General features: G+C 65.4%; 28 protein-coding genes. All 28 read right to left on the bottom strand.

The genetic code is table 11. The annotated features are described in order from the left end of the window. Positions 1-9: 9 nt before the first annotated feature. Entirely contained in the window at positions 10-486 is a 477-nt protein-coding gene (locus LOS78_RS01865) for a hypothetical protein (protein WP_230376631.1), read from the bottom strand. A 12-nt stretch (positions 487-498) separates the two neighbouring features. Next, positions 499-912, bottom strand: a complete 414-nt coding sequence (locus tag LOS78_RS01860) for a tail fiber assembly protein (RefSeq protein WP_230376630.1) — start codon at positions 910-912, stop codon at positions 499-501. Continuing rightward, on the bottom strand, positions 909-1514 hold the full coding sequence (locus LOS78_RS01855) for a hypothetical protein (RefSeq protein WP_230376629.1): 606 nt from the start codon (positions 1512-1514) through the stop codon (positions 909-911). Before LOS78_RS01855 ends, LOS78_RS01860 begins: the two co-directional genes overlap by 4 nt. Further along, positions 1511-3289 carry a hypothetical protein gene (locus LOS78_RS01850; RefSeq protein WP_230376628.1) on the bottom strand — a complete coding sequence of 593 codons (1779 nt, stop codon included), beginning with the start codon at positions 3287-3289 and terminating at the stop codon, positions 1511-1513. Before LOS78_RS01850 ends, LOS78_RS01855 begins: the two co-directional genes overlap by 4 nt. Further along, positions 3289-3945, bottom strand: a complete 657-nt coding sequence (locus tag LOS78_RS01845) for a hypothetical protein (RefSeq protein ID WP_230376627.1) — start codon at positions 3943-3945, stop codon at positions 3289-3291. Before LOS78_RS01845 ends, LOS78_RS01850 begins: the two co-directional genes overlap by 1 nt. Before the next feature lie 11 nt (positions 3946-3956). Beyond that, positions 3957-4643, bottom strand: coding sequence for a DUF6682 family protein (locus tag LOS78_RS01840; RefSeq protein ID WP_230376626.1), 687 nt, complete (start codon positions 4641-4643; stop codon positions 3957-3959). Between the two features lie 12 nt (positions 4644-4655). Next, on the bottom strand, positions 4656-5156 hold the full coding sequence (locus tag LOS78_RS01835; RefSeq protein WP_230376625.1) for a hypothetical protein: 501 nt from the start codon (positions 5154-5156) through the stop codon (positions 4656-4658). Between the two features lie 62 nt (positions 5157-5218). Next, complete coding sequence (locus tag LOS78_RS01830) at positions 5219-5668, bottom strand: hypothetical protein (RefSeq protein WP_230376624.1); 450 nt, start codon at positions 5666-5668, stop codon at positions 5219-5221. Positions 5669-5731: 63 nt separating this feature from the next. Continuing rightward, positions 5732-6838, bottom strand: a complete 1107-nt coding sequence (locus LOS78_RS01825) for a N4-gp56 family major capsid protein (protein ID WP_230376623.1) — start codon at positions 6836-6838, stop codon at positions 5732-5734. Between the two features lie 109 nt (positions 6839-6947). After that, the gene (locus LOS78_RS01820) at positions 6948-7133 is read right to left on the bottom strand and encodes a hypothetical protein (RefSeq protein WP_230376622.1); all 186 of its coding nucleotides are present in this window, start codon (positions 7131-7133) and stop codon (positions 6948-6950) included. A gap of 18 nt (positions 7134-7151) precedes the next feature. Next, positions 7152-8216 carry a hypothetical protein gene (locus tag LOS78_RS01815; RefSeq protein WP_230376621.1) on the bottom strand — a complete coding sequence of 355 codons (1065 nt, stop codon included), beginning with the start codon at positions 8214-8216 and terminating at the stop codon, positions 7152-7154. Between the two features lies 1 nt (position 8217). Then, on the bottom strand, positions 8218-8526 hold the full coding sequence (locus tag LOS78_RS01810; protein WP_230376620.1) for a hypothetical protein: 309 nt from the start codon (positions 8524-8526) through the stop codon (positions 8218-8220). After that, complete coding sequence (locus LOS78_RS01805) at positions 8523-10820, bottom strand: hypothetical protein (RefSeq protein WP_230376619.1); 2298 nt, start codon at positions 10818-10820, stop codon at positions 8523-8525. Before LOS78_RS01805 ends, LOS78_RS01810 begins: the two co-directional genes overlap by 4 nt. Further along, positions 10807-11325 carry a hypothetical protein gene (locus LOS78_RS01800; protein WP_230376618.1) on the bottom strand — a complete coding sequence of 173 codons (519 nt, stop codon included), beginning with the start codon at positions 11323-11325 and terminating at the stop codon, positions 10807-10809. The genes LOS78_RS01805 and LOS78_RS01800 overlap by 14 nt, the downstream gene beginning before the upstream one ends. Beyond that, on the bottom strand, positions 11322-11546 hold the full coding sequence (locus LOS78_RS01795) for a hypothetical protein (protein ID WP_230376617.1): 225 nt from the start codon (positions 11544-11546) through the stop codon (positions 11322-11324). Before LOS78_RS01795 ends, LOS78_RS01800 begins: the two co-directional genes overlap by 4 nt. Next, the gene (locus tag LOS78_RS01790; protein WP_230376616.1) at positions 11543-11806 is read right to left on the bottom strand and encodes a glutaredoxin family protein; all 264 of its coding nucleotides are present in this window, start codon (positions 11804-11806) and stop codon (positions 11543-11545) included. Before LOS78_RS01790 ends, LOS78_RS01795 begins: the two co-directional genes overlap by 4 nt. Further along, entirely contained in the window at positions 11803-11967 is a 165-nt protein-coding gene (locus LOS78_RS01785; protein WP_230376615.1) for a hypothetical protein, read from the bottom strand. The genes LOS78_RS01790 and LOS78_RS01785 overlap by 4 nt, the downstream gene beginning before the upstream one ends. Next, positions 11964-13565 carry a hypothetical protein gene (locus tag LOS78_RS01780; RefSeq protein WP_230376614.1) on the bottom strand — a complete coding sequence of 534 codons (1602 nt, stop codon included), beginning with the start codon at positions 13563-13565 and terminating at the stop codon, positions 11964-11966. The genes LOS78_RS01785 and LOS78_RS01780 overlap by 4 nt, the downstream gene beginning before the upstream one ends. Continuing rightward, positions 13562-14182, bottom strand: a complete 621-nt coding sequence (locus tag LOS78_RS01775) for a terminase small subunit (protein WP_230376613.1) — start codon at positions 14180-14182, stop codon at positions 13562-13564. Before LOS78_RS01775 ends, LOS78_RS01780 begins: the two co-directional genes overlap by 4 nt. Before the next feature lie 80 nt (positions 14183-14262). Beyond that, the gene (locus tag LOS78_RS01770; protein ID WP_230376612.1) at positions 14263-14982 is read right to left on the bottom strand and encodes a hypothetical protein; all 720 of its coding nucleotides are present in this window, start codon (positions 14980-14982) and stop codon (positions 14263-14265) included. 26 nt (positions 14983-15008) lie between these two features. Next, complete coding sequence (locus LOS78_RS01765; RefSeq protein WP_230376611.1) at positions 15009-15485, bottom strand: hypothetical protein; 477 nt, start codon at positions 15483-15485, stop codon at positions 15009-15011. Next, on the bottom strand, positions 15385-16275 hold the full coding sequence (locus LOS78_RS01760; RefSeq protein WP_230376610.1) for a hypothetical protein: 891 nt from the start codon (positions 16273-16275) through the stop codon (positions 15385-15387). The genes LOS78_RS01765 and LOS78_RS01760 overlap by 101 nt, the downstream gene beginning before the upstream one ends. Next, positions 16275-16781, bottom strand: coding sequence for a hypothetical protein (locus LOS78_RS01755; protein WP_230376609.1), 507 nt, complete (start codon positions 16779-16781; stop codon positions 16275-16277). The genes LOS78_RS01760 and LOS78_RS01755 overlap by 1 nt, the downstream gene beginning before the upstream one ends. Next, positions 16778-17269, bottom strand: a complete 492-nt coding sequence (locus tag LOS78_RS01750; protein ID WP_230376608.1) for a phage N-6-adenine-methyltransferase — start codon at positions 17267-17269, stop codon at positions 16778-16780. The genes LOS78_RS01755 and LOS78_RS01750 overlap by 4 nt, the downstream gene beginning before the upstream one ends. Next, the gene (locus LOS78_RS01745) at positions 17266-18267 is read right to left on the bottom strand and encodes a phosphoadenosine phosphosulfate reductase family protein (RefSeq protein WP_230376607.1); all 1002 of its coding nucleotides are present in this window, start codon (positions 18265-18267) and stop codon (positions 17266-17268) included. Before LOS78_RS01745 ends, LOS78_RS01750 begins: the two co-directional genes overlap by 4 nt. Next, a complete protein-coding gene (locus LOS78_RS01740; protein ID WP_230376606.1) occupies positions 18264-18974 on the bottom strand; it encodes a hypothetical protein in 711 nt (236 codons plus the stop codon). Before LOS78_RS01740 ends, LOS78_RS01745 begins: the two co-directional genes overlap by 4 nt. Beyond that, positions 18971-19495 (bottom strand): NUMOD1 domain-containing DNA-binding protein, encoded by a 525-nt coding sequence (locus LOS78_RS01735; protein WP_230376605.1) that lies wholly within the window; start codon positions 19493-19495, stop codon positions 18971-18973. Before LOS78_RS01735 ends, LOS78_RS01740 begins: the two co-directional genes overlap by 4 nt. Next, complete coding sequence (locus tag LOS78_RS01730) at positions 19485-19694, bottom strand: hypothetical protein (RefSeq protein ID WP_230376604.1); 210 nt, start codon at positions 19692-19694, stop codon at positions 19485-19487. The genes LOS78_RS01735 and LOS78_RS01730 overlap by 11 nt, the downstream gene beginning before the upstream one ends. Positions 19695-19704: the final 10 nt, after the last annotated feature.

The following is a 19704-nucleotide window of genomic DNA, read 5'->3' as shown; positions in this document are numbered from 1 at the left end:
TTTCCTTTCCTATTCCGTCTGCACGACTTCCGGTTCGGCCCGCTTGACCTGCGCCATGACCGCATCTCGGCTCAGGCTTGACACGATCACATCGCCGCCATCCGCCAGTGCGCCGTTCTCGCGGTGCTGAATCTGGAACCCGATCTTGAGCAGGCCGCAGATGGCCCTGACGTTCTCGACGGGCGTTTTCGTGATCACCCGGTCGAGATTGAACAGCTTGGGGTGAAACGCCACCGTGATCCCCATCTGGATGATCTCCAGCGAGACGGGCCGGTTGAACGCCATGCCGAAATGGAACTCGGCGCTATGGTTCGGCCGGAATGCCTCGAACACCAGCACCGCCTTCAGATAATCCGGATTCCCCTCGAAACCGCTCTGGTAAGCGGCAATGGCGCGCGCGTCCTCCATGAAGCCGGGGCTCTGGGTCAGCGCCATCGCGGTGGCCAGGATCTGCTTCTGGCTGGTGGTGACGAATTTCGTGCTCATGCCGATTCCTCTCTATACGGCCGGCGGCAGCGGCCAATCGGGGTTGCGGGGGTTCTGGGTCGCGGCGGGCAAATCCCGGAGCGTCTGTCGATAGGTGCGCCACGCGTCCAGCTGCTCGGCAGAGAGCGGGGCGTCCGAGGCCTGGGTCCAATCGCAGGAGCGGAGTCGCGCGTCGCGCTCGCGCCGCAACTCGTCCCAGCATTCCTTTTCGGATCGAGGGTCGATCCATGCGCCGGCGGCGGGCGAGAAGTGAAGGCGGGGGCCGGGGCTGGGCGGCACGGGTTTGGCCGTGCCATCGGCGGCGATGAAGATCGCACCCGGATCGGTGCCGTCCTGGACCTCGACAAAGGTCACGCCGTTCGCCGGGGGCTGCGATCCGACGATGGTGCAGTCTGCATCGGTATTGGTCCAGGCGTAAGCCATCATTGCGCCCCCGAGATCACAAGGCGCCCGGCGCGAATGTAGAAGCCCGCGGCGGCCGTGGTTTCATTGTCGGCATCGAACGCATAGGCGCGCACCTCGATGGTCGGGGCCACGTTCGGGGTGTTGAAGACGCAGGTCAGGGAAAAGGGCACCATCGAGCTGATTCCCTCGGCGGGGTCGGAGATCTTCGCGCCGATGCGGACGTGCGCGGCTTGCGTGCCATTGACCAGCATCACGATGTCGCCGAACGACCGCGAGACGTGGGTGTTGTCGAAAAATCCCTCGAACGCCGCGACGAAACCGCCGTCCTCGAATCCCGCGACGGTCTCCGAAAGGATCGTCAGGGGATTGGACTGCGTGCGCGAGTTACCCACCAGAACATCTGCGACAGAGAAGGACGTGATGCCGTAAATGCCGCTGGCCTCGGCCGCGGCCTTCCGCGCTTGCTTGATCGCTTCCAGCCTCGCAACCTTCAGCGCGTCGGCCAGCAGATTCGGCATGTCGCCGTGCCGCACGGCATGGTTCTCCTTCGGCCCCCGTTCGCCCAGCAGCTCTTGCGTGCGGGTGGCCTGGATCTCGCGGGGCTGGTTGATGGCGCGCTTCATACCCAGAGTTCCTCTGCGCTCTGCGCCATGGCGAGCCGCATGATCTCGGCGGTGCCGCTGATCTCGATCTGCCATTGCCGGCATTTCACGCTGGGAACGCGCTGCACCTTGTTCGCGGCGGTCTCGGCCGTGTGGATCAAGGCCCCGTCGCCGTAGAGCCGGATGCGAAAGTTCTCCGAGGCGCCCGCGCCGATGCGTATGGTCAGGGCGTTCGTCGTTTCGGAGACGAAGTTGGCAGTCGGAACGTCCACGACCAGATCATGGGGGTCTGGGTCTATCCCGACCTGCAGATTGCCCAGAGCGATGGCCAATTGGTCCTCGGCCAGGACAACCATGTCTGTGCGCTGCGCCGGCGTCGAACTCTCCGCGGCTTCGATCATGATGGCAGAGAAGCCGATAGGATCGGTGAAGCGGAACGGCTTGGACCTCCAGACGAAGTTTTCGGCAGCAGCGCCAGGGGCATCGAAACGGTTGATCTGGGTCCCGTTCGGTTCCAGCATGAACAGGTCGTTTGTCGTGGGGTCGTTCCAGAACAGGCGGACCCAACGCGTGAATCGGGTCAGCGTCGCCTGGCCATCGCCCGGGTCCACGATATAGCCGTTCCGGGCGCCCGACGCGGTCTGAAAGCTGAAGATATAGGCTTGGCCGTATCGGCCGGCGCGAATATCGGATGGTGTCAGGGCATCCCATTCGTCCTTTGACCACAGGCTTTGCGAGATCAGTTGCGCCCCTGCCTCGCTGATCTGCACCAGCCCGTCATTCGAGGCGTAGATCGCGCTCGTTCCAAGGTCCACGATGGAGTCGGCAGATACGCATGGCAGGATGGTTTCCATCTTGGTCTGCGCCATGCTCTCGGGGTGCAAGCCCTGGACGATATAGGGCATGCCCTTGGTCAGCACGATCAGCGAGGTGCCTGACGCGACCATGCCGACGATCTCGTAATCCAGATAGAGCCGATAGGACTCGGGCCAGGCATGGGGCTGGTAGGGCTCGCAGAACAGCAGTTCGCGATTTCGGAAGGCCGCCATGATCCCGTTCGGCATGCCGGTCAGGCCCCGGATGTTGCCTGGTGCCGTCGAAAAGTGCTTCGTGGGGCACGGCTCCTGGATGTCGTTTACGCCCCACACGTCCTGGAAGGTGTCGGTGCCCGGACCCATCCCGACTTGCGCGATGAAATAGAGGTCGGTGACGCCGGCGGCGCTGGTCTGGCTGCGATAGATCCGCTTGGCGGCGATGAACCGGTTGTTGATCTGGACCGATTGCGGCAAGCCGGACAGCGTGATGGTCCGCCCCTCATTGAATTTCACACCGACGCTCAGGTTCGACGGGGCCGTTTCTTCGCCAAAGGTGGACACCAGCGTGTAGGCATATTTCACGATCTCGGCCAGATCGTTATCCACCGGGCCGCTGCCGGACACAGCGGGTGCCGCGACGACGCGCGAAAACGAGAGGGGATATTCAGCATCTACCGAACCGACCGGCCCGGCTATGACGGCGCCCGTTCCATTGTCGCGGGTGGCATAGAGACGGTCATCGGCCACCGGCCCCGGCACGAACGACGCGCGCGAGGGATAGGCATACCAGTTGCCCTTGTGTCGATAGAGCGAAAAGGACGAGGCCGGCAGCGTAAACTCGGGCGCAATGGTCCGCATGGGCCGCAGCGTTCCGCCGGTCAGTTTCAGGTTGCTGGCTTCGACCGCATTGGGATCGGGCAGATAGGCCGGGTCTTTCCGGGGGATCTCGCCGCTGAAGTTCTGGAGCGTGAGCCGGACCATCAGAACCACCGCGACATGTTGCGGATCGGGGCGCGCTGCTGGCCGCGCATGTTCCATCGGAACGCGCTGTCCAACTTCTCCCGGAAGCGGGCCTCGTATTTCGCCGCTTCCTTCTTGTCGGTCCACGGCTCGTCCGGGATGCTCAACAGTGCCGCCAGAGCCCCGGCGGCGATTGTGGCGCCGTGCATGTCCACCAGGAAATCGGGCACCACGTTGTAGCGGTCGAACAGCGGGCTTTCCGGATCGGTCCCATACTGGCTGCCCGTCAGCGGTTTGAGGAACACCGAAATCTCAAGCGATCCGGGTTCGAAAGGCAGCACCCGGACCTCGTTCGGCGCCGTCTGGGTGATATACTCCGGTCGGCCTTCCGGCGCGGCCCCGATGGTGCTGAACTGCACCGGCGTCAGCTTCTTGCCGTTGATCTCGGCGAACTCGATTTCATGGATCGCCGCGGTGTCGGGCGCAACCATGACGCCGACCCCGGCCGAACCCTCGGGCAGCGAGACAGTGGTGAGATGGCGCCATGCCCGCGACCGCTCGCAGAACTCGATAGCGGCGAAGCGCGCGTGCTGCTCGGCCAGGAAATCAGGACATTCCGGGCAGAACGGCAGGATCAGCGGAAGGAATGCCGCCGTGCGCTTCATGGTGACGGGCATGGTGGCTCACCTCACTGTGCCGGGGCGCCATAAACGGAAGCGAGGCTCATCGCGCCCTGCGCCAACCCGAGCCCCTGCAACGCGGCCTGCGCCAGACCAAGATGCGCCTGCGCCCGTTGCGCCGCATCCGGGGCGGCGCTGTCTTTCGAGAAGGCCCGGAACAGCACCAGATCCAGCAGGATTCCCTGATAAATGTCATCGAAGGGAACCACTGTGGTATAGCTGGACACGTCCAGAACGCCGGTGCTGGGCAAGGGAATCGGGACCGGCACGAAACCGACAATAGCTTCGATGGAACCGGAGCCGGTGTTTCCCGGCACGACATAGAACTCGCGCAGGCTCATGGGGTCTTGCAGCACCATGTCCACGACAGCGTGGAACGGCAAGCCCGAGGTGCTGTGCCAGTCGGGGATCTGGGCATCGAGGATCTCGCGTCGCGCCAGCGTCCTGATGGCCTTGCCCCCGGTGTTGCGGACGGCCTTGTGCATCATGGTATAGGTCGCCGGCAGGGTCTGCTTGGTGCCCTGCACCAGGCTCAGCGTCGCGGTGGCGGATGTGGCATTCGGCTTGACGGTGACGATGGCGCGCATGCCCTCGTTCAGCCAGTCCCGCAACTCGGTCGCGGTCCAGTGCACCGCATCGCCATCCTGCAGGATGGTCGATGCCCGGCGCATCACATCGGCGGCGGTGAAGGCCATGCGTCGATCTCCTTACTTGCTGGTTTCGGCCAGGGCGGCGAGGATCTGCGCTTCCATGTTCTCGCGCAGCATGTTGGCGTGGGGCTTCCGTCCGATCAGCTTCTCGAACTCGGCGCGGATCTCGTCGTCGGAGAGATCGGCCAGTTGCGATGCCTCGCCCTCGTCCTCGTCGTCCTCGTCGGGCTCGTCCGGATCGGTGCCTTCCGGCTCGGCGGCCGGCTCTGCATCACCGGTCGGCGCGGGCGTGGCGGCTGCAGAGGTCAGCGCCGAGAAATCGGCGTTCGGGAACTGCGCTTTCAGCACCGCCATGGCCTCGTCCAGCGAAACCTGCTGGAGCGGCAGCGGGTCGAGCGAGCGATAGCCCTCGGGGATGCCCAGGAACACCTTGGCATGGTCCGGGTTCTCGACCTCGGCCACGTGCCGATCCAGTTCATCGGGCTTGAAGTGATAGCGCGTCGTGCCCAGCGTCACCTTGGTTCCGCCGTCGCGCTTCAGGATGCTTTCGATTTTCACGGGGAGTCTCCTAGAGGGATGGGTGGCCGGCGTGCAGATGCACGCCGGGCCGGAACGGTGGATCAGGCGAAGCCGGTGACGTAGCTGATGCGGAAATGCAGCTTGGTTGCCGGGTTTGCCGCGACGTTGGCGGAGGGGCGAACCCCGATGGAGCGGATCGAATCCGTTACGGCCAGCGCGGCCAGCGCCGGGATGGCCGCTTCAGCCTTGTCGCCAGCCGCCACGGCATTGAACAGTTCGTTGCCCAGAGTGCGGGCCGGATCGCTCGACCCGAACTCCCCGGACATGAATCCGACCGTGAAGGTGGTCGCGCCCGTGCCAGAACCGATCATCTCGATGGAGACGATCTTGCAATAGGGAGGCAGCGCTGCAAGCTCGAGGATGTCGGTGGAGGCGACGGCTTCGCTGAACTCGTGCGTGATGATGGTGGTGACGGGTTGGTGCGCCACATAAGGCGACGGCATCTGGCGGCGCGCCATGCCCCCGGTGATCTTGGACTTCTTGATTGCCATGAGCGGATTCCTTGATGGCGGGTTGCGGAAGGAAAGCCCGGCGCGGGGCCGGGCCTTCGATCATCAGGCCGCGATGGCCGGGTTGGGGTCGGTGGCGGCGGTATCCACGGCCACGACGCCATAGTCGTAGCCATTGAACCGGGTCTTTTTCGCCCCGGCGATGACGCCGGCGTAGATGGCGACGCGGTTCTTGGCGTCCTTCAGCTCTTCTTCCCACTGGAAGCGGGTGCCGTTTCCGGCCTCGCCATAGGCCACCACGCCAGCCTGGGCGCCCATGAACAGCGCACGGGCCGCGCCCACGTTGCCGCCGGCGCCGTAGTTGCTGAAGTAGCGCACGTTCTCGTGCTGGTGCAGCACGATGTCGCTGAGCATGCCCAGGCCGCCCTTGCAGAACGGGCTGCTGCGGCCCTCGGCCGTGGCCAGCGCCTTCTGGATGTCGCCCCAGGACAACTCGCCCTTCTCGGTCATCAGCGAGTGAGCCTGCCAGGGGTTCATCAGCAGCACGAAGTGCTTGCCGCCGCCCTCGACGGTCACGGGGGACATGCGGGTCACGTCCGGGTTCTTGGTGGCCATCATGCGCGGCATGGTCGCGAGACGCTGGATCAGGTCACGCGACATGGTGTCGGCCGCGGTCAGGGTCGCGGCCGAGGTCGCGGCGCCGCCATAGACCATGTGATAGGCGTCGGGGGCCTGCACCGCGTTGCCGGCGAATGCGGTCTTGACCTTGGCATCGGGGTTGGTGCCGGCCAGCGTGCCCGACAGATAGACGAAGAACAGTTCGTCGAACCATTCGGCGGTGTAGCGGGACACGGCACGCTTCGCGGCCTGGCGCAGATCGTGCAGCGTGCGCTTGCGCGACATGCGGCCGCCGGCGTCGGCGCCCTTCCGGGCCTGGTCGATCTTCACCTCGTCCTGATAGAAGGACAGGTTTTCCTCTTTGCCTTCGACGACATCATCGCCGTAGGTCATTTCGCCGCGCAGGTTCATCAGCAGGTCGAACTTGACGGTATCGCCCGCGTCGCCTTCCAGCTCCGATTTGCGCTCGATGATGTTGGAGTCGTCCTTCCCGATGAAGCGGGAGAAGAACATCAGCTTTTCGGTATCGCTCGCGAGGGCGGTGGCCCACCGCTTCACGGCTTGGGGCGAACCCACGCCAATCGTGGTCTGCATAGGAGGCTCCTTTTGATCACAGACACAAGGTTTGCGATCAGCCACGTCCTATGACAGATCAGTGCCCTAGCCTTACCACAGGCCCCGGCATCACCGCAACTGCCGGCGGTCAGTCGGAGCGCGGATGTTGCGTCCCCCCGCGCAGGGCATCGCCGGTGTCGATCTGGATATCCAGGTCGCGGGGCGCGTCCACGGCCAGTTTCGCCCGTTCGCCGATCTTGTGGATGTAGACGGTCACGTCCGGGCCGATCCTGACGAGGATCGGCGCATCGGTGCGAACGCGAGTGATTTTCATGGTGGACGCGCCCCTTCCTCACAGGCCCTTCAGGTAGGCTTCCTGTTCTTCCGGGCTGAGCCGGCTGAACTCGCGTTCCCGGTCCAGTCCGCTTTTCTCGCGGTCGATGGCTGCGAACTTGCTGTCATCGGCCTCGGTTTCGGTCGCCGCCGTGACATTGCCCAGCGTCTGCACCGGATCGGGTCGCTTGCCCTGCTTGGCGGCCTTGTCCTTAGCGGCCTCGCGCGCCTGGTCGGCCTTGTCCTTCGCCTCCTTGGCGGGCTTCTGCTGCTGGCCATAGCCGGGAATGTCGGCCCCGGTCTGTTGCTGGACATAGGCCCGGACCATCTGGGCGCCGGCCTCGATGCGCTGGTTCATCGACATGCCGGCATATCGCTGATCCCGCGCGATGCTTTTCAGCGCAGTGTCGAGCATGGTCAGGTAGCTGTTGCCCTGCAGCTCGGGGATGGGATCGTTGCTCCGGAACACGGGATTCGCCTCGAGGAAGCGATCCACCTTGCCGAACCAGGCGTCCTCGACTTCCTTGATGGCACGCGCTTCCTCGCGCTCCGCGTCCTTCAGCTCGGCCTTGGCATCGGCGATATGGTCGGCGAGCGCCTCCAGCTTTTCCTGATACTCGTCGTCGGACAGGTCGCCGTCGCTCCAGGACTCGCGCAGCTTGCGCTTTTCCTCGGCTGCGCCGTCGATCACCGCCTTGGCCTGGCTCACGTCGCGGGGCTGGTAGACCGGATCGGGGGTGTCGTCGGCCGGTGCCGCGGCAGCAGGTTCGGCGGCTTTGGCCGCGTCACCGGCTTCGGCTTCTGCCTTGTCGTCGTCATCACCCTTGTCCTCATCGCCGTCATCATCGCCGGTCTCGCCCTTCTCGTCGTCGGAATCGTCGGGATCATCCTCGCCCGCCTCAGCCTTGGCCGGCGCGTCGGGCAGCTTGACCAAGGGATCGTCACCCTCGGCGAGCTTGGCGATTTCCTCGTCGGAGAGTGCGGCCTGCAATTCCTCCAGCGTGAACGCCGGCGGCAGCCCCATGGCTTTCAGGTCATCGTCGCTGGCGTCCAGAAGGTTCGTGGATTCGGTGGTGGTGTTCATGTCACACGCCTTTCGTCGGTTCGCCCGGGCCGGCCGCCTGCGCCGCCCAGAACATGGCTTCCTGGATCTTCGTCTTGGCCAGCGAGGCCTCGCGGGACGAATGCTGCACCGTCAGCGCATCGAGCGCGTCGGCGAGCAGCGTGGCGACATTGCGGCCCGTATTCGCGGGCGTGACGGTCGCGGCGATCATGTTGACCGCTTCCGTCGCGCTCAGTGCGGGCGCGATGCTGTTCCGGGTGGTGACGGTCCAAGAGCCGTTGCTCTTGCGCTCCAAGGTGATCACGTCGAGGGTTTCGAGATGGGCATTCATTGCTGCATCATTCCTTGTGCTGCGGGGTCGGGGGATTGCGGCGCGGGCAGCGCCTCGGGAACGGGTGTCTCCGAAACGGGCATTCCCGCTTCGGTGGGCTGGGCCCCGCCCTGGGCGGCCTCGCCGGTGGCAAGGGCGTCCTCGCGGGCCATGTCGATCATGGCATCCACGGCAGCGCCCACGGCCGGGGCGCCGGCGATCTGGATCGCGGCCTCGATGGCCTTCTTCAGCTGGTCGAGGTTGTCGCTGCGCAGGCCCATGAAGCCGCGCGCCGTCTCCATTCGCAGCTTGGCCGCCTTGGCTTCCCGCTCGCCCAGCTCGGCCTCTGCGGCGCGCTGCGCCATCTCGGCCTGCTTGGCCTGCTCGGCCTGCCGCGCCATGGTCTCGGGGCTCGGATTGTTCGGATCTTCGTCGGGATCGGCCACGCCGGTCATCTGCCGGATGCGCTTCACCAGTTCGTCGCGCTTCGGCACGTCCAGCGCCTCGATCACCAGGTCGAGGCAGGTCATGACGATCTGCGGCGCCGTCGAGGCCAGCTTGCCCATCAGGTCGAGCAACTGTTCGGCCTGGGCCTGACGGGTGGTGGCGCGCCAATCTTCCTCGGCGATCACGAAGTCGGCCTTGAAAAGGCTGATCGCGTTGCTGAACGACCCGTCATTGATCTCGACATACTGAGGGTTGCCCCGGGCATCGGTGATGCGGAACGACTGCCGATCGGTGTAGAACTGTTCGATGTTGACCAGCTTCTTCTCGCCGTGCAGGCGCAAGGAGAAGCGCAGGTTGTCGAAGAACATGCTGGTCGCCAGTTGGCCCTGATCCTGCCGGGCCGTGATCGCCTTGCCCGAGGTCGCGTTCGTCTTGCGGCCCAGGTTCTCGTCGGTCACGCCGCCCACCTGCTGGATCATCTGGGCGTCCATCTTCATCAGGTCGATGTGGGCCGCGGCGATGTCGGCGCCGGCTTCGATCCGCGGATCGGGATAGCCGGGGCGGCTGACGATCACCGCGTCGGGCCGGCCGGCCTCGTTCCGCAGTTCCTCGATATCATCGACCGCGCCCTCCTTGACGAAGGTGCGCACGGTGGACAGGTGGTGCAGCGCCTTGCTGGCGCGCTTGTTCAGGTCGCGCTGGATGTCGCGCAAGCCGCGGATCATGCCATAGGGCATGCCGTCCCTGCCCCGCCGGTAGCCCCAGATCGGGGTGAAGGGGAATCGGTTGTGCCGATACGGCGACTGCCGAACCTCGAGCAGACCCTTTTCGGTCATCAGCGCGACGTGCATCACCTCGCGCGGACGCTCGACCAGGCTGGCCCGGCCCGTCTCCAGCTCCCACCAGTGGCCCTCGGACCATGGATCGAACAGCTCTCCCTGGAATTCGCCGCCGCGCATCACCTGCACGTTGACCGGGCGCTTGAACCACATTTCGATGACGCGGATTCGGCGGCGCATGTCATAGCCGCCGCTGGTGAAACCCGAGGATGACCGGCTGTCGTCCTCGACGCTATCCATGGGCTCGTCGGCGAAGTCGGACAGACCCGAGGCCATGATCCGGCTCTCGGTCGATATCTCCAGCAGGCCGCGCCGGCCGGGCCAGAGTGCGGCGGCAATGTCGAGGTCCAGCCATTTCGTGCGGGTGACGTAGCGCGCATCGGACAGGTCGAGCCGGGTGCAGCGCGAGTCCCACAGCATGTTGCGCCAGGTCTCGTAGCGGTCGAACACGATGGGCCCATCGGTCGGATCGCCCTCGCCGGTCTCGAGCCAGCCAATGCCGACCTTCACCGCATCGGCGAAGGCCAGCGCGTTCTGGTCGTTGGTGTGGTTCTCGTCCCGCAGGTGGCGCAGCAGCTCGTCCTTGCGCGTGGCGGCGTCCAGCCCTTCCTTGCGCCGGGGCAGAATCTTGTAATCCACCGCGGCGCGGCGCTGGCTGCCCAGCACCCAATTGATGGTGGTCTGGATCAGGTTGAAAACGATGGGGGTCTGGCCGCGCTCCTGCAGGATGGCGATTTCCTCGGCCGTCCACTGGATATGGTCGAACATATCCTCGTCCTGCGCCATGTCGGCGCGGTTCTCCCATTGCCGGTCCAGCTCGTAGCGGTAGAGGTTCAGCAGCCGGGCATGCAGCGCGACGGCGTCGGCCCGGTCCAGCGGGTGCTGATCCGCGACTCTGCCGGCATGGTCGATGCGCTTCTGCTGGGCCAAGGCCCCGTCGCGCTTGAACACGACCTCTCCGGGCCGCTGGAAGTTCTGGCCCTTGCGCCCGGTGATGGGCCCGGATGCGCTGAAATCAATGTCGAACATGGGAAGCGACAACCTCGATCTGCTGGATGGTTTTGCCGGTTTCCCTCTCGGTGATGGTCACGTCGCCAATCGGCATGGCGCTGTGCTTGATGGCCGCCTTCGGGGGCAGAGGCGGCATCGACCACAGGTCGCGCAAGCGCGACTGGATCGCGTCGAATATGCGGAACACATCCGGCATGTTGCCGGGCGTGCCGGGCAGCGCGCCGGTTGCGGTCCACTGGAAGATGTTGAAAGCCTGCTGCTGGGTGTCGCCCAGCTCGACCGTCCATTTCCACATGTCGCGCTGCAGGATAATGCAGGGCTTGGCCCGGTCCCGGGCGCCGGCGCGGCGCTGGATGGGCTTGGCGGCGTCCATCAGCACCAGGCACGGTTCGGACTGCCGCGTATGGGGGTCCATATACCAGGTGCCGATGATCCGGATGCCGCGGTGGACGTGCTGGAAGTGGATATGCTCCAGATCGAGCACGGGCGCGCGGTCGAGCGATAGGATGCCGGGGGCTTTCATTCCCCACCTCCGATCATATCGAGCTTGGCCCGCTCCATCAGGATCAGGGCTTCACCGGCGTTGCAGTTTCCCGAGACCCAGCGTTCGCCGCCGGGCAGCGTCCCTAGAATGACCAGTTCGGTGAAGCCCTGCCCCTTTGCGGCATCCAAAATTTCGTCGGGGTCGAAGCGATAGCCTTCACCGATGGAGACGGGCTGGAGCTTGCAGATATCGGCCGTCATTCCTCGACCTCCTGCATGCGCAGCTGGCCGGCCAGGTCGGCGATGCGATCCAGCTGGAAGCCACCCCAATGCTCTGAGGCGTCCCCGTCCTGCACCAGCACCACAGGCACGGTCAGGTAGCCCAAGCCCTTGATGGCCTCGAGCGCGGCATCGTCGGCCATCACGTTGACGGTCTCGAATGGCACACCCCGGCTTTCCAGCGCGTGCTTCGTGGCGCTGCACGGCCCGCAGCCGGGCTTGCTGTAGAGCGTGACCTTCATTCCGGCGCTCCCTGCGGCTTCCCAGTGCGCTCCCGGTGCAGATCCTCGTGGGCTTCCTCGATCTCGCGACGGGTGTGTGCGGCCAGATCGTCGTCACGCTGGGCGGCGCGCACTGTGGCCAGAAAGCCGGGCCGTTCGGGGCCGGGTGGATAGACGCTCATGCGGTCATACCTCCTGCGCGGCGCGGCTTCTTCCGGCGCTCGCCTGTTGCGTGGCTGGGTTGGAATCCTTGCGCCCATTGGCGCAGCGCGTCGGGCGCTTCGCTGTGTCCGTCCTGCTTCTCGGGTTCGTCGATGAAGGCGCCGAGACGGGTGTTGAACTTCTTCTTGTAGAGGGCGAGGTGTTCGAGACCTTCCTTGCAGCCCGCCTCATCGAACCAGGCTTCGGGGAACCGGGTGCGCAGGATCTCGATACCGGCCTGGAAGTCATGGACGCGGGGCACGACCTCCCATTTCCAGTCCGGGCGCAGTTCCATCAGCATGTCGAGCGGCGCACCGATCTTGTCGGCCAGCTGGCGCTGCTGCATCGCGTCATGCGGCAGCAGCATGCGACCGAACACCCAGCCCGTGGCGCCGAGCTGGTTGACGTAGTGGCTGTAGCCCTTGCCCCAATCCTCGATGTAGCGGATGAAATGCGTGGCCAGACCGACCTGCTGGAAGCACCAGATGCCCGTGCCATCGCCGGCGCCGATATCCCAGCAGGTGTGAACCGGCAGCCCGGGCAGATATGGCACATTGCCGATCCGCCCCGCAGCGCGCGCCGCGTCCAGCTGCACGGTGAGATAGGTGCCCTCGGTCGAGCGCGCCCAGCACTCGGCCGGCGTGCTGGGCATCTCCTGGAACATCTTCTGCTGGTCGCCGCTGAACCGGTTTTCCAGCGTCAGGACATACCAGGCGCGCTGGGGCATGCTGAGCTGGTGGCCCGTTTCGACCTCCAGCTTGTCGAAATAGGCATGCTGCTTGAGGCTGATGCGGGCATGCTGCGGGTCGGCGACATAGCCGGGGTCGAGATACCATGGGAAGAAATGGAACCGGAACTGGCCCGGGCCGGCCTCGATGCGCGCCTTAGCCATTTTCTCGGCCCTCGTCGCGATCTCGAAGAACTCGCCTTCCTGTCCCTCGGCCGTGGACTCGATTGTGGCGATCCCCGAGGCGGGCACGGCCGGCAGCGCGCCGGTGACGATCTCGCGCGCCTTCTCTGGCGTCTTTTTCGCGATCTTCCCCATCTCGCTGATGTGCAGGAAATGGATGGTCGAGCCTCGCATCGTCGTTGCGACGCGCAGGGCGCTGTTGTTGTGACCGAACAGCAGTTCCTTGGCCGACTCCCGCGCCAGAGGCATGCGCAGCCGCAAGGGCTCCGGCAGGTGCGCATAGGCGAATTTCACCTTGTCCCGCAGGATCTCCGCAGCCACGTCCAGATCTTGCGCGATGATGCCGCACCGCTGGTTCGGCACCCACAGCGCCCGGTCGAGCGCCAGGATGCTGGCCTGCGTCGTGAACCCGAGCTGCCGCGCCTTCAGGATGACGTTCAGGTTGTGCAGCGAGTGCAGGAACCGGATCTGGTTGATGTTCGGCAGGAAGGGCGAGATGGTCACCGGCGGCTCGCCACCGTCCGTGGCCTCGCCCTTGATCATGATCTTGTAGAGGACGCCGGAGCAGATCCGCCACCACGGATCGGCCAGGCAGCGCGCCCATTCCTGTGGCGTCTTGGGCGCGGGAAGCGGCTCCGATCTGGGCTTGGTCCAGTCCCATCGGCTCATTCATCGGCGCCCTCGAGCGCTGTGGTGGCCATGGAGCGCGGCGCGAGCGGTAGGGTGGTGCCCTGGGCGGCTTCGATCAGCTGCGCCAGCCCATCCGCGACCTGCTTGTTGTCCTTCTCGAACATGCCGAGGTGCCGCATCAGCTTTTCGATGGCGGCGCCCTTGTCATGCATCTTGATCTTGAAGGTGCCCTTGTCGGTCATGCTGACCTCGGCGATGGCGCCGGTGATCGAGCGCGGCAGGCGGCTGCTGTCGATGACCGAGATCGTCGGGCGCAGGATGGCCTCGCCGTTCGGCAGGGTCATCGGCAGCCCTTCGCTGTCCTCGACCTCGGCCATGCCCCAGGTCAGCACGTCGCTGATATCTGCGCGGACGATGTTGGCCAGCTGCTCAACGATCTCGTCGGCCTCGATGCTGGCGCGGGCGACCTTGGCGGCGGTCAAGCGGGCGATCTCAGCCTGAATCCTCGGATCCTGCATCATGTCGGCGGCGTGTCGCCCCGCGGTGCGCTCGGCATAGCCGGCCCGGCGCGCGGCAGCCGACGCGTTCAGATCAATGCAAAATTCCCGGCAGAATGCCAGTTGGCGTGCGTTCAGGCTGTCCTTCGGTGCCGGCATGTCGTCTCAGGCTTGGCGGATTCTGGGTCACGTTTTGGGTCACATTATCCGCCAAACCTATCCTCGCGCAATGGGCGAGTTCAGAACGCCGGTGCCTGGTCGCGCTCCAGCATCCAGCGCAGCGCGTCCCGGACCTGCTCACGGGTGAAGCGATTTCCGTTGGCGTTGGTGCGGTCCACGAGCTTGTTGAACCGCTGCCGGATGTGGCTCGCGCTGAACTCCATCACGTCTGCGATCAGCTTTTCGGTCTGACCGTCAATGGCGCGCTCGATCATCTCGAGGTCCTGCTCGAAGCCCCATTTCGAGCCGCAGGGGCCGATCTTGGTGATGTGCTGCACCACGCTCAGCAGATCGGCCGGGATCTCCCTTCCCTGCCAGAACGGTGCGGTATCGGAACGCACTGCCCGGCGCCCCACGTCCATGGCAGCGGAAAGCGCATCCTCGGACAGCGGTTTCAGCGCGGGCGACAGCGGCACGTGGTCTTTGTCCTCGTCGTTGCGACAGGCCACCTCGGCCGGGTCGATCCGCTTGCCACCCAGCATGAAGCCGGTGCCGGTCGTAACGGCATCTCTGAACAGCTTGGAGATGACCGTTTCATCTGGACCGGACGCCATATCGGCCCCCGCCGTGACGGCCTTGTCGGCATCGACCACGGCGATAGCGACGCCCGTGGCGGCCTCATAGGCGGCGACGCCGCGGGCGAGGTCCGAGAGTGCCAGGGCCATCTTCCCGGCTTCCTCGGCGGCTTGCGTGAGGTCTGCGGCGCCCATGGGGCGCGTGATGGGCATGAGGTTGCGCATGTTATGTTATCTCCTTACAGGATTTTTCAGGAATCGCTGGGCGTGATGCCGTTGATGGTCTTGGCGGCGAGTGGATCGCGAAGACCGGCTTCGGCCAGGATGGCGCGCCGGCGTTCGTCGCTGATGCGCTCTTTCGGGGACTCGACCGGCGGGGCGAGCGCGGCGCGGGTTTGGTCGACCATAGCTTTGCCCCAGCCATCCTTGAGAATTCCCAGTATATGCCCAGGGTTAGGCTTCTTGTTCGGGTTCGTTTCGCGCCATTTCCGCATCGCCCAGCGGATTTGGTCGACCTTCCAGTTTTCCAGTTCGTCGCACCAGTCCGCGAGGATCATCGCCCTTTGGCGATCTGGCATGTCGTCGCGCCAGTAGCCGCTGAGGATGGTTTCCACGACCTCCGCAATCTCAGCGCGATGGCGCGCGAGCTGTTGCGGCGGCAAGGATGATGCGTTGATGGCGGTCAGCGGCGGTAGCTTCGCGCCGGTCACGGGCAGGTTGGCGGTCATGGTTCACCTCGTCTGACGGTGCGGGTTGGAGGGGAGGTTCGGCCTGGCGCGCAGCTTCGCGCCGCATGGCCTTGTCGAAATATCGAAGGGTGCTTGGCGGGCCGTCGCGTTTGGCGGCCATGGTCTCGCGGATCACGATCAGGATGGCGTCGCGTGTCAGCCCGAGGTCGCGTTGCCATCGCTCGGCAAGCTCCATGTCCACCCTGCTGCAGATCTGTTTGCCGCCCGGTCCTGTCAGGCCAGACGGGCTGACGCCCAAGGCGTCGAGCATTTGCTCGCGGAAGGTCGGGGCGTCGGGCATCGGCTCGCGCGCCTGCGCGTAACCACCACCATCTATATTCCCTTCCCTTTCCCCTTCCCCTTCCCCTTCCGCTTGTGCAAGATCGTGACGCGTGGGTGACGCGTCATTCACGCGTGGCGCAGGCGTCGAATAATCAGGAATATCAGGCGCTTGCGGTGGCTCCGGCAGTTTGCTGTCGGATTCGCGGTTATTGATCACCTGGTGGCGGCTGAAGCCCGGGACATAGCCGTAATCCTTACCGGCGACGCGATACCTGACGACAAATCCACGCGTGGCCAACGCGTCAAGCACGCGTGAAAAATCGACATCATCATACGGCAGAACATCGGTCTTGATGGCTCGAGGACGCCATTCGAAGCGGCCTTCCCTGTCACAGACAGTCCAGATGCCAGCAAAGGCGAGCCGAAGGGGCAAGCCCGTTTCCTGTTCGGCATCGAACAGATCCTCGTGCTTGAAGAATTCGGGTTTTATGGTTCGGATGCGCGCCATCAGATCACCTCCATCCGGACGATCACCGCGCCGTCGCGGCACGGGTCGCCGCGCTCGACGCTGGCATCGAACCGGCTGTCATCGACGCCCAAGGCGCGGGCGATTGTGTCGCGGGCCGCTTTCAGGGCACCGGTCAGACCGTCATCGTCCCAGCGGTGCCGCGCGGGCGGGCAGGCAATCCAGCGGACCCGGATCGTCCCGGGCGCGACGGTGATGTGGTGGTATCCAACCACAATGCAGGCGTTGGCCGCCGCTTTGACCATGGCGCGCTTCGCGCGATAGCTGTGCGTCCAGTGCCGCCCCTTCTGGCGGTTCGGCCACAACTCGGTCGGCGGCCAAGGCAAGATGATCTGGGGCAGCTGGGACGCCGGCGCTGGCCGGCGGCGCGTGACGGCGAGCATCTGGTCCAGCGCGTCGGGCTTGCGCTGACGCGCGGGCCGCTTCGCCTTCGGGATGCCCGGGGCGCTCCCATCGTAGGGGCGCATGATGCGGGTGACGGGTTTCATGCTGCAATCCTCCGCATGACAGCGCCAAGGCCGCTGCCTTCGGCCCGCACCAAAGCGCAGACAGCGCGATCACCAGCGGCGAAAAGCGTCGTCCCGGTGCCGGGCGATTTGCCGACCGACCCGTCTGGTCGCTCGAATTTCACCTTGCCGGCGATGAACAGTGTGGCATCGGCGCGGCGGTTTGCGTCCTGCCACCAAGGCGCGGAAGTGCGATCCGGCGTCAGGGCGATGCCGTTGCCGTGCTGGAAGAACCTGTCCAGCCATGGCACCAGCCCATTACGACCGCCAAATGGCGGGTTCATCCAGATGAAGCCTGCCCACGCCCGCTCCAAGCTGCGATCATAAATCCACGAGTCTGTCGGGACGTGACTTGGCCCATTAAATGGTGCTGCCACATCCAGATCGAAGGTTTCGCCCAGAGCGTCGAAGATATAGGCAGGCGTATACCATTCGTCCGACGCGCCGAGGCAGGGTTCCCAAGAACTCATTCGCACAGCCCATATTGAGAGGAGCAGGAAAGCGCCTCGTCCTCGGCGAACGCGGCATCGAGCAGGTTGAACTGGCGGCCGCCGCGATCCGTGCGCGCCCAATCCGCGACCTGGCGGGCGGTGGGCCATTGCGTGGTGGCGCTGGCCGCGTTGCGGGCCTCGCGATCTTCGATGCGGCTGATTTGCTTGGCGAGCGCAGCCCCTTCCGGGGTCACATCGGCGGCGAAGAACGTCCCGCAGCCGCGCTTGCTCGACTCGGCGCAGATCGCTTCCCATTCAGCGATCCGGTCGATGGCCTCGGGGAAGCGGAGCGCGATGGCGCGGATCTCGCCCTTGCTGGCGTTGATGCAGGGGAAGCAGCCGACGCGACCCATGCCCTGCAGGTAGAGCGGGTTCGGATCTAGCCCGTGCGCGGCGGCATAGCCGAACACGTTCTCGGCCGACCAGTTGATCAGCGGCCGATAGAACCGCATGGCATGCAGCCCGGGCGTCCTCACGGTCTGCCACATGGGCGCATTGCGCCGCGCCAGGCTCTCGGCGCGGCGGACGCCCAGCCATTGCACCACGGGGCCGGCCCGGCGCGCGGGGTCGATAACCTGCTTGCCGATGGGCTCTGATTTCAGAAATTCGGTGCAGAACTGCGCCCGACGCGACGGGAACCGGCCTTTCCACAGGCACAGGTCGAGGAACGGAATGCCGGTTGGCTGGAGCACGGCGATGGCACGATCCACCACCGCCTGCGGCACACCCTTGGCCGGCCAGTGCGCGGCGATGTAGGCGCGCTTCTTGGCCATCCGTTCGCTGAAATCGGCCCGGTAGATCTCAACCTGGGGGCCCCCGGTGCGTTCGGCCAGCCGCTCGGCATATTCGATTGTGACGGGATGCTCGTTGCCCGTATCGGCCATGACCGCCCGGAACGGCACCCCGCGCTGGAGCGCCAGCAGGTAGCAGGCCGTCGAGTCCTTGCCGCCGCTGATGTTGACGATGTGCTGGATCATGCCGCCATCCTCTCGGCTGCATATCCGCCCCACTGCGCGGCCATCGCCGCCGCAAGGCCGGGAAAAAATCGCGACCGATCCGCCTTGCGGTTCGGCCCCGGCGCCGCGCGGTGGATCTCGTCGCGTGCCGTGCTGCCATCCAGTGTGCCGGTCGGCTTGAGCTTGGGCAGGCCGCGAAGCCACAGGCAGGTGCGCTTTTTCACGTTGTCCGGGCCGGCTTCGTCGCACCCGAACTGCCACGGCTGGACGCTCTGCGCGAACGGCTGATAGCCGCGGATGCGGACCTTGGCGTGCTTGTGCATCACAGGGTTCTCGACCGCGACGCGCGGGATTGGGGCGTTCCAGCAGACGCTGAATAACTCGGCGCCTTCGTCCAGCAGCCGCCACATGACGGCCAGCTTCATCTCGCGCGTCATGCTCGACCAACGCGCCTTCTCGAAATCCGTCGCCTCGTCGGGCGGGTTCTTCGGCGGCTCGGACAGCCAGCGAACCCCGCTATTCGCAAGCCGGGTGCAGGGCGGATGCATCACCGCCAGCAGATCCCAGCCATCATGCAGCAGGTCGCGCACATCCCCGACGATGTGACGGTTGCTGCGGTCCTCGGCCGGCATCAGATCACAGGACCATGCGTCGTGGCCGAGATCGGCAAAGGCGCGACGCACGATGCCGCTGCATTCGCAGGCGATCAACACACGGAGCGCGGTCATTCTGCGGCCATCCTCGCTGCCGCGGCCGCTGCGTCGGCGCGCATCAGGGCGACCAGAAGCTTGTCCGACACGGCTGGCGACATGCCGCGGGTCATCGCCTTGTAGAGGCCTGGATAGCCCACGCCGAGATAGTCGGCCGCCGCCTTGATGCTGCGGAACTTGCGCCCATGGATCAGACAAGGAGTGGAATGGTGGCCGCCCTTGTTGCGGTTCGGGCCCTTGTATCCCACGCCGACAAGATCGCAGTGCCCGTGCTTCGACAGGTGTCCGCTGATCGTGCTGGGCATCACGCCAAGCGCGCGAGCGGCGGCGGTGATGGACGGGTAAACGGTCCCCCGAACGGAGACTGGCACGACCACGGTGCTATTCTGGCTACGCGAGCCAGCCACACCGGCGATCCATCGCGCACGCCAGCGCCGCTGCCGTTCCGTTTCCGCGGATCGGCATGCATCGCATCGACATTTGTGCCGGATATAGGCGGTGCTGGTGCCGTGCTTGATCGGCTTCGTTCTAGGAGCCATCGTCCTTCAGTTCCTCGATGTAGCGGAAGCCGGGATGATCTTCGGCGATGCGCAGGCGCTTCGCGGCCACGCCCTTCGCCCATATCTCCGCGGCTTCATGGAATTTCAGCCGGGCCCGGCGGGCCGCGTCGCCCAGGTCCAGGCGCTCGGCCCGGATCGCGGCGTAGAAGCGGCGCGCCTGCTCATAGCTGACGGTCACCGGCTGGCCC

This window comes from Paracoccus sp. MA (assembly GCF_020990385.1).
In the GTDB taxonomy this organism is placed as follows: Bacteria; Pseudomonadota; Alphaproteobacteria; order Rhodobacterales; family Rhodobacteraceae; genus Paracoccus.
The sequence above is the reverse complement of the archived record's forward strand: the minus strand, read 5'-3'. Positions and strand labels throughout refer to the sequence as shown.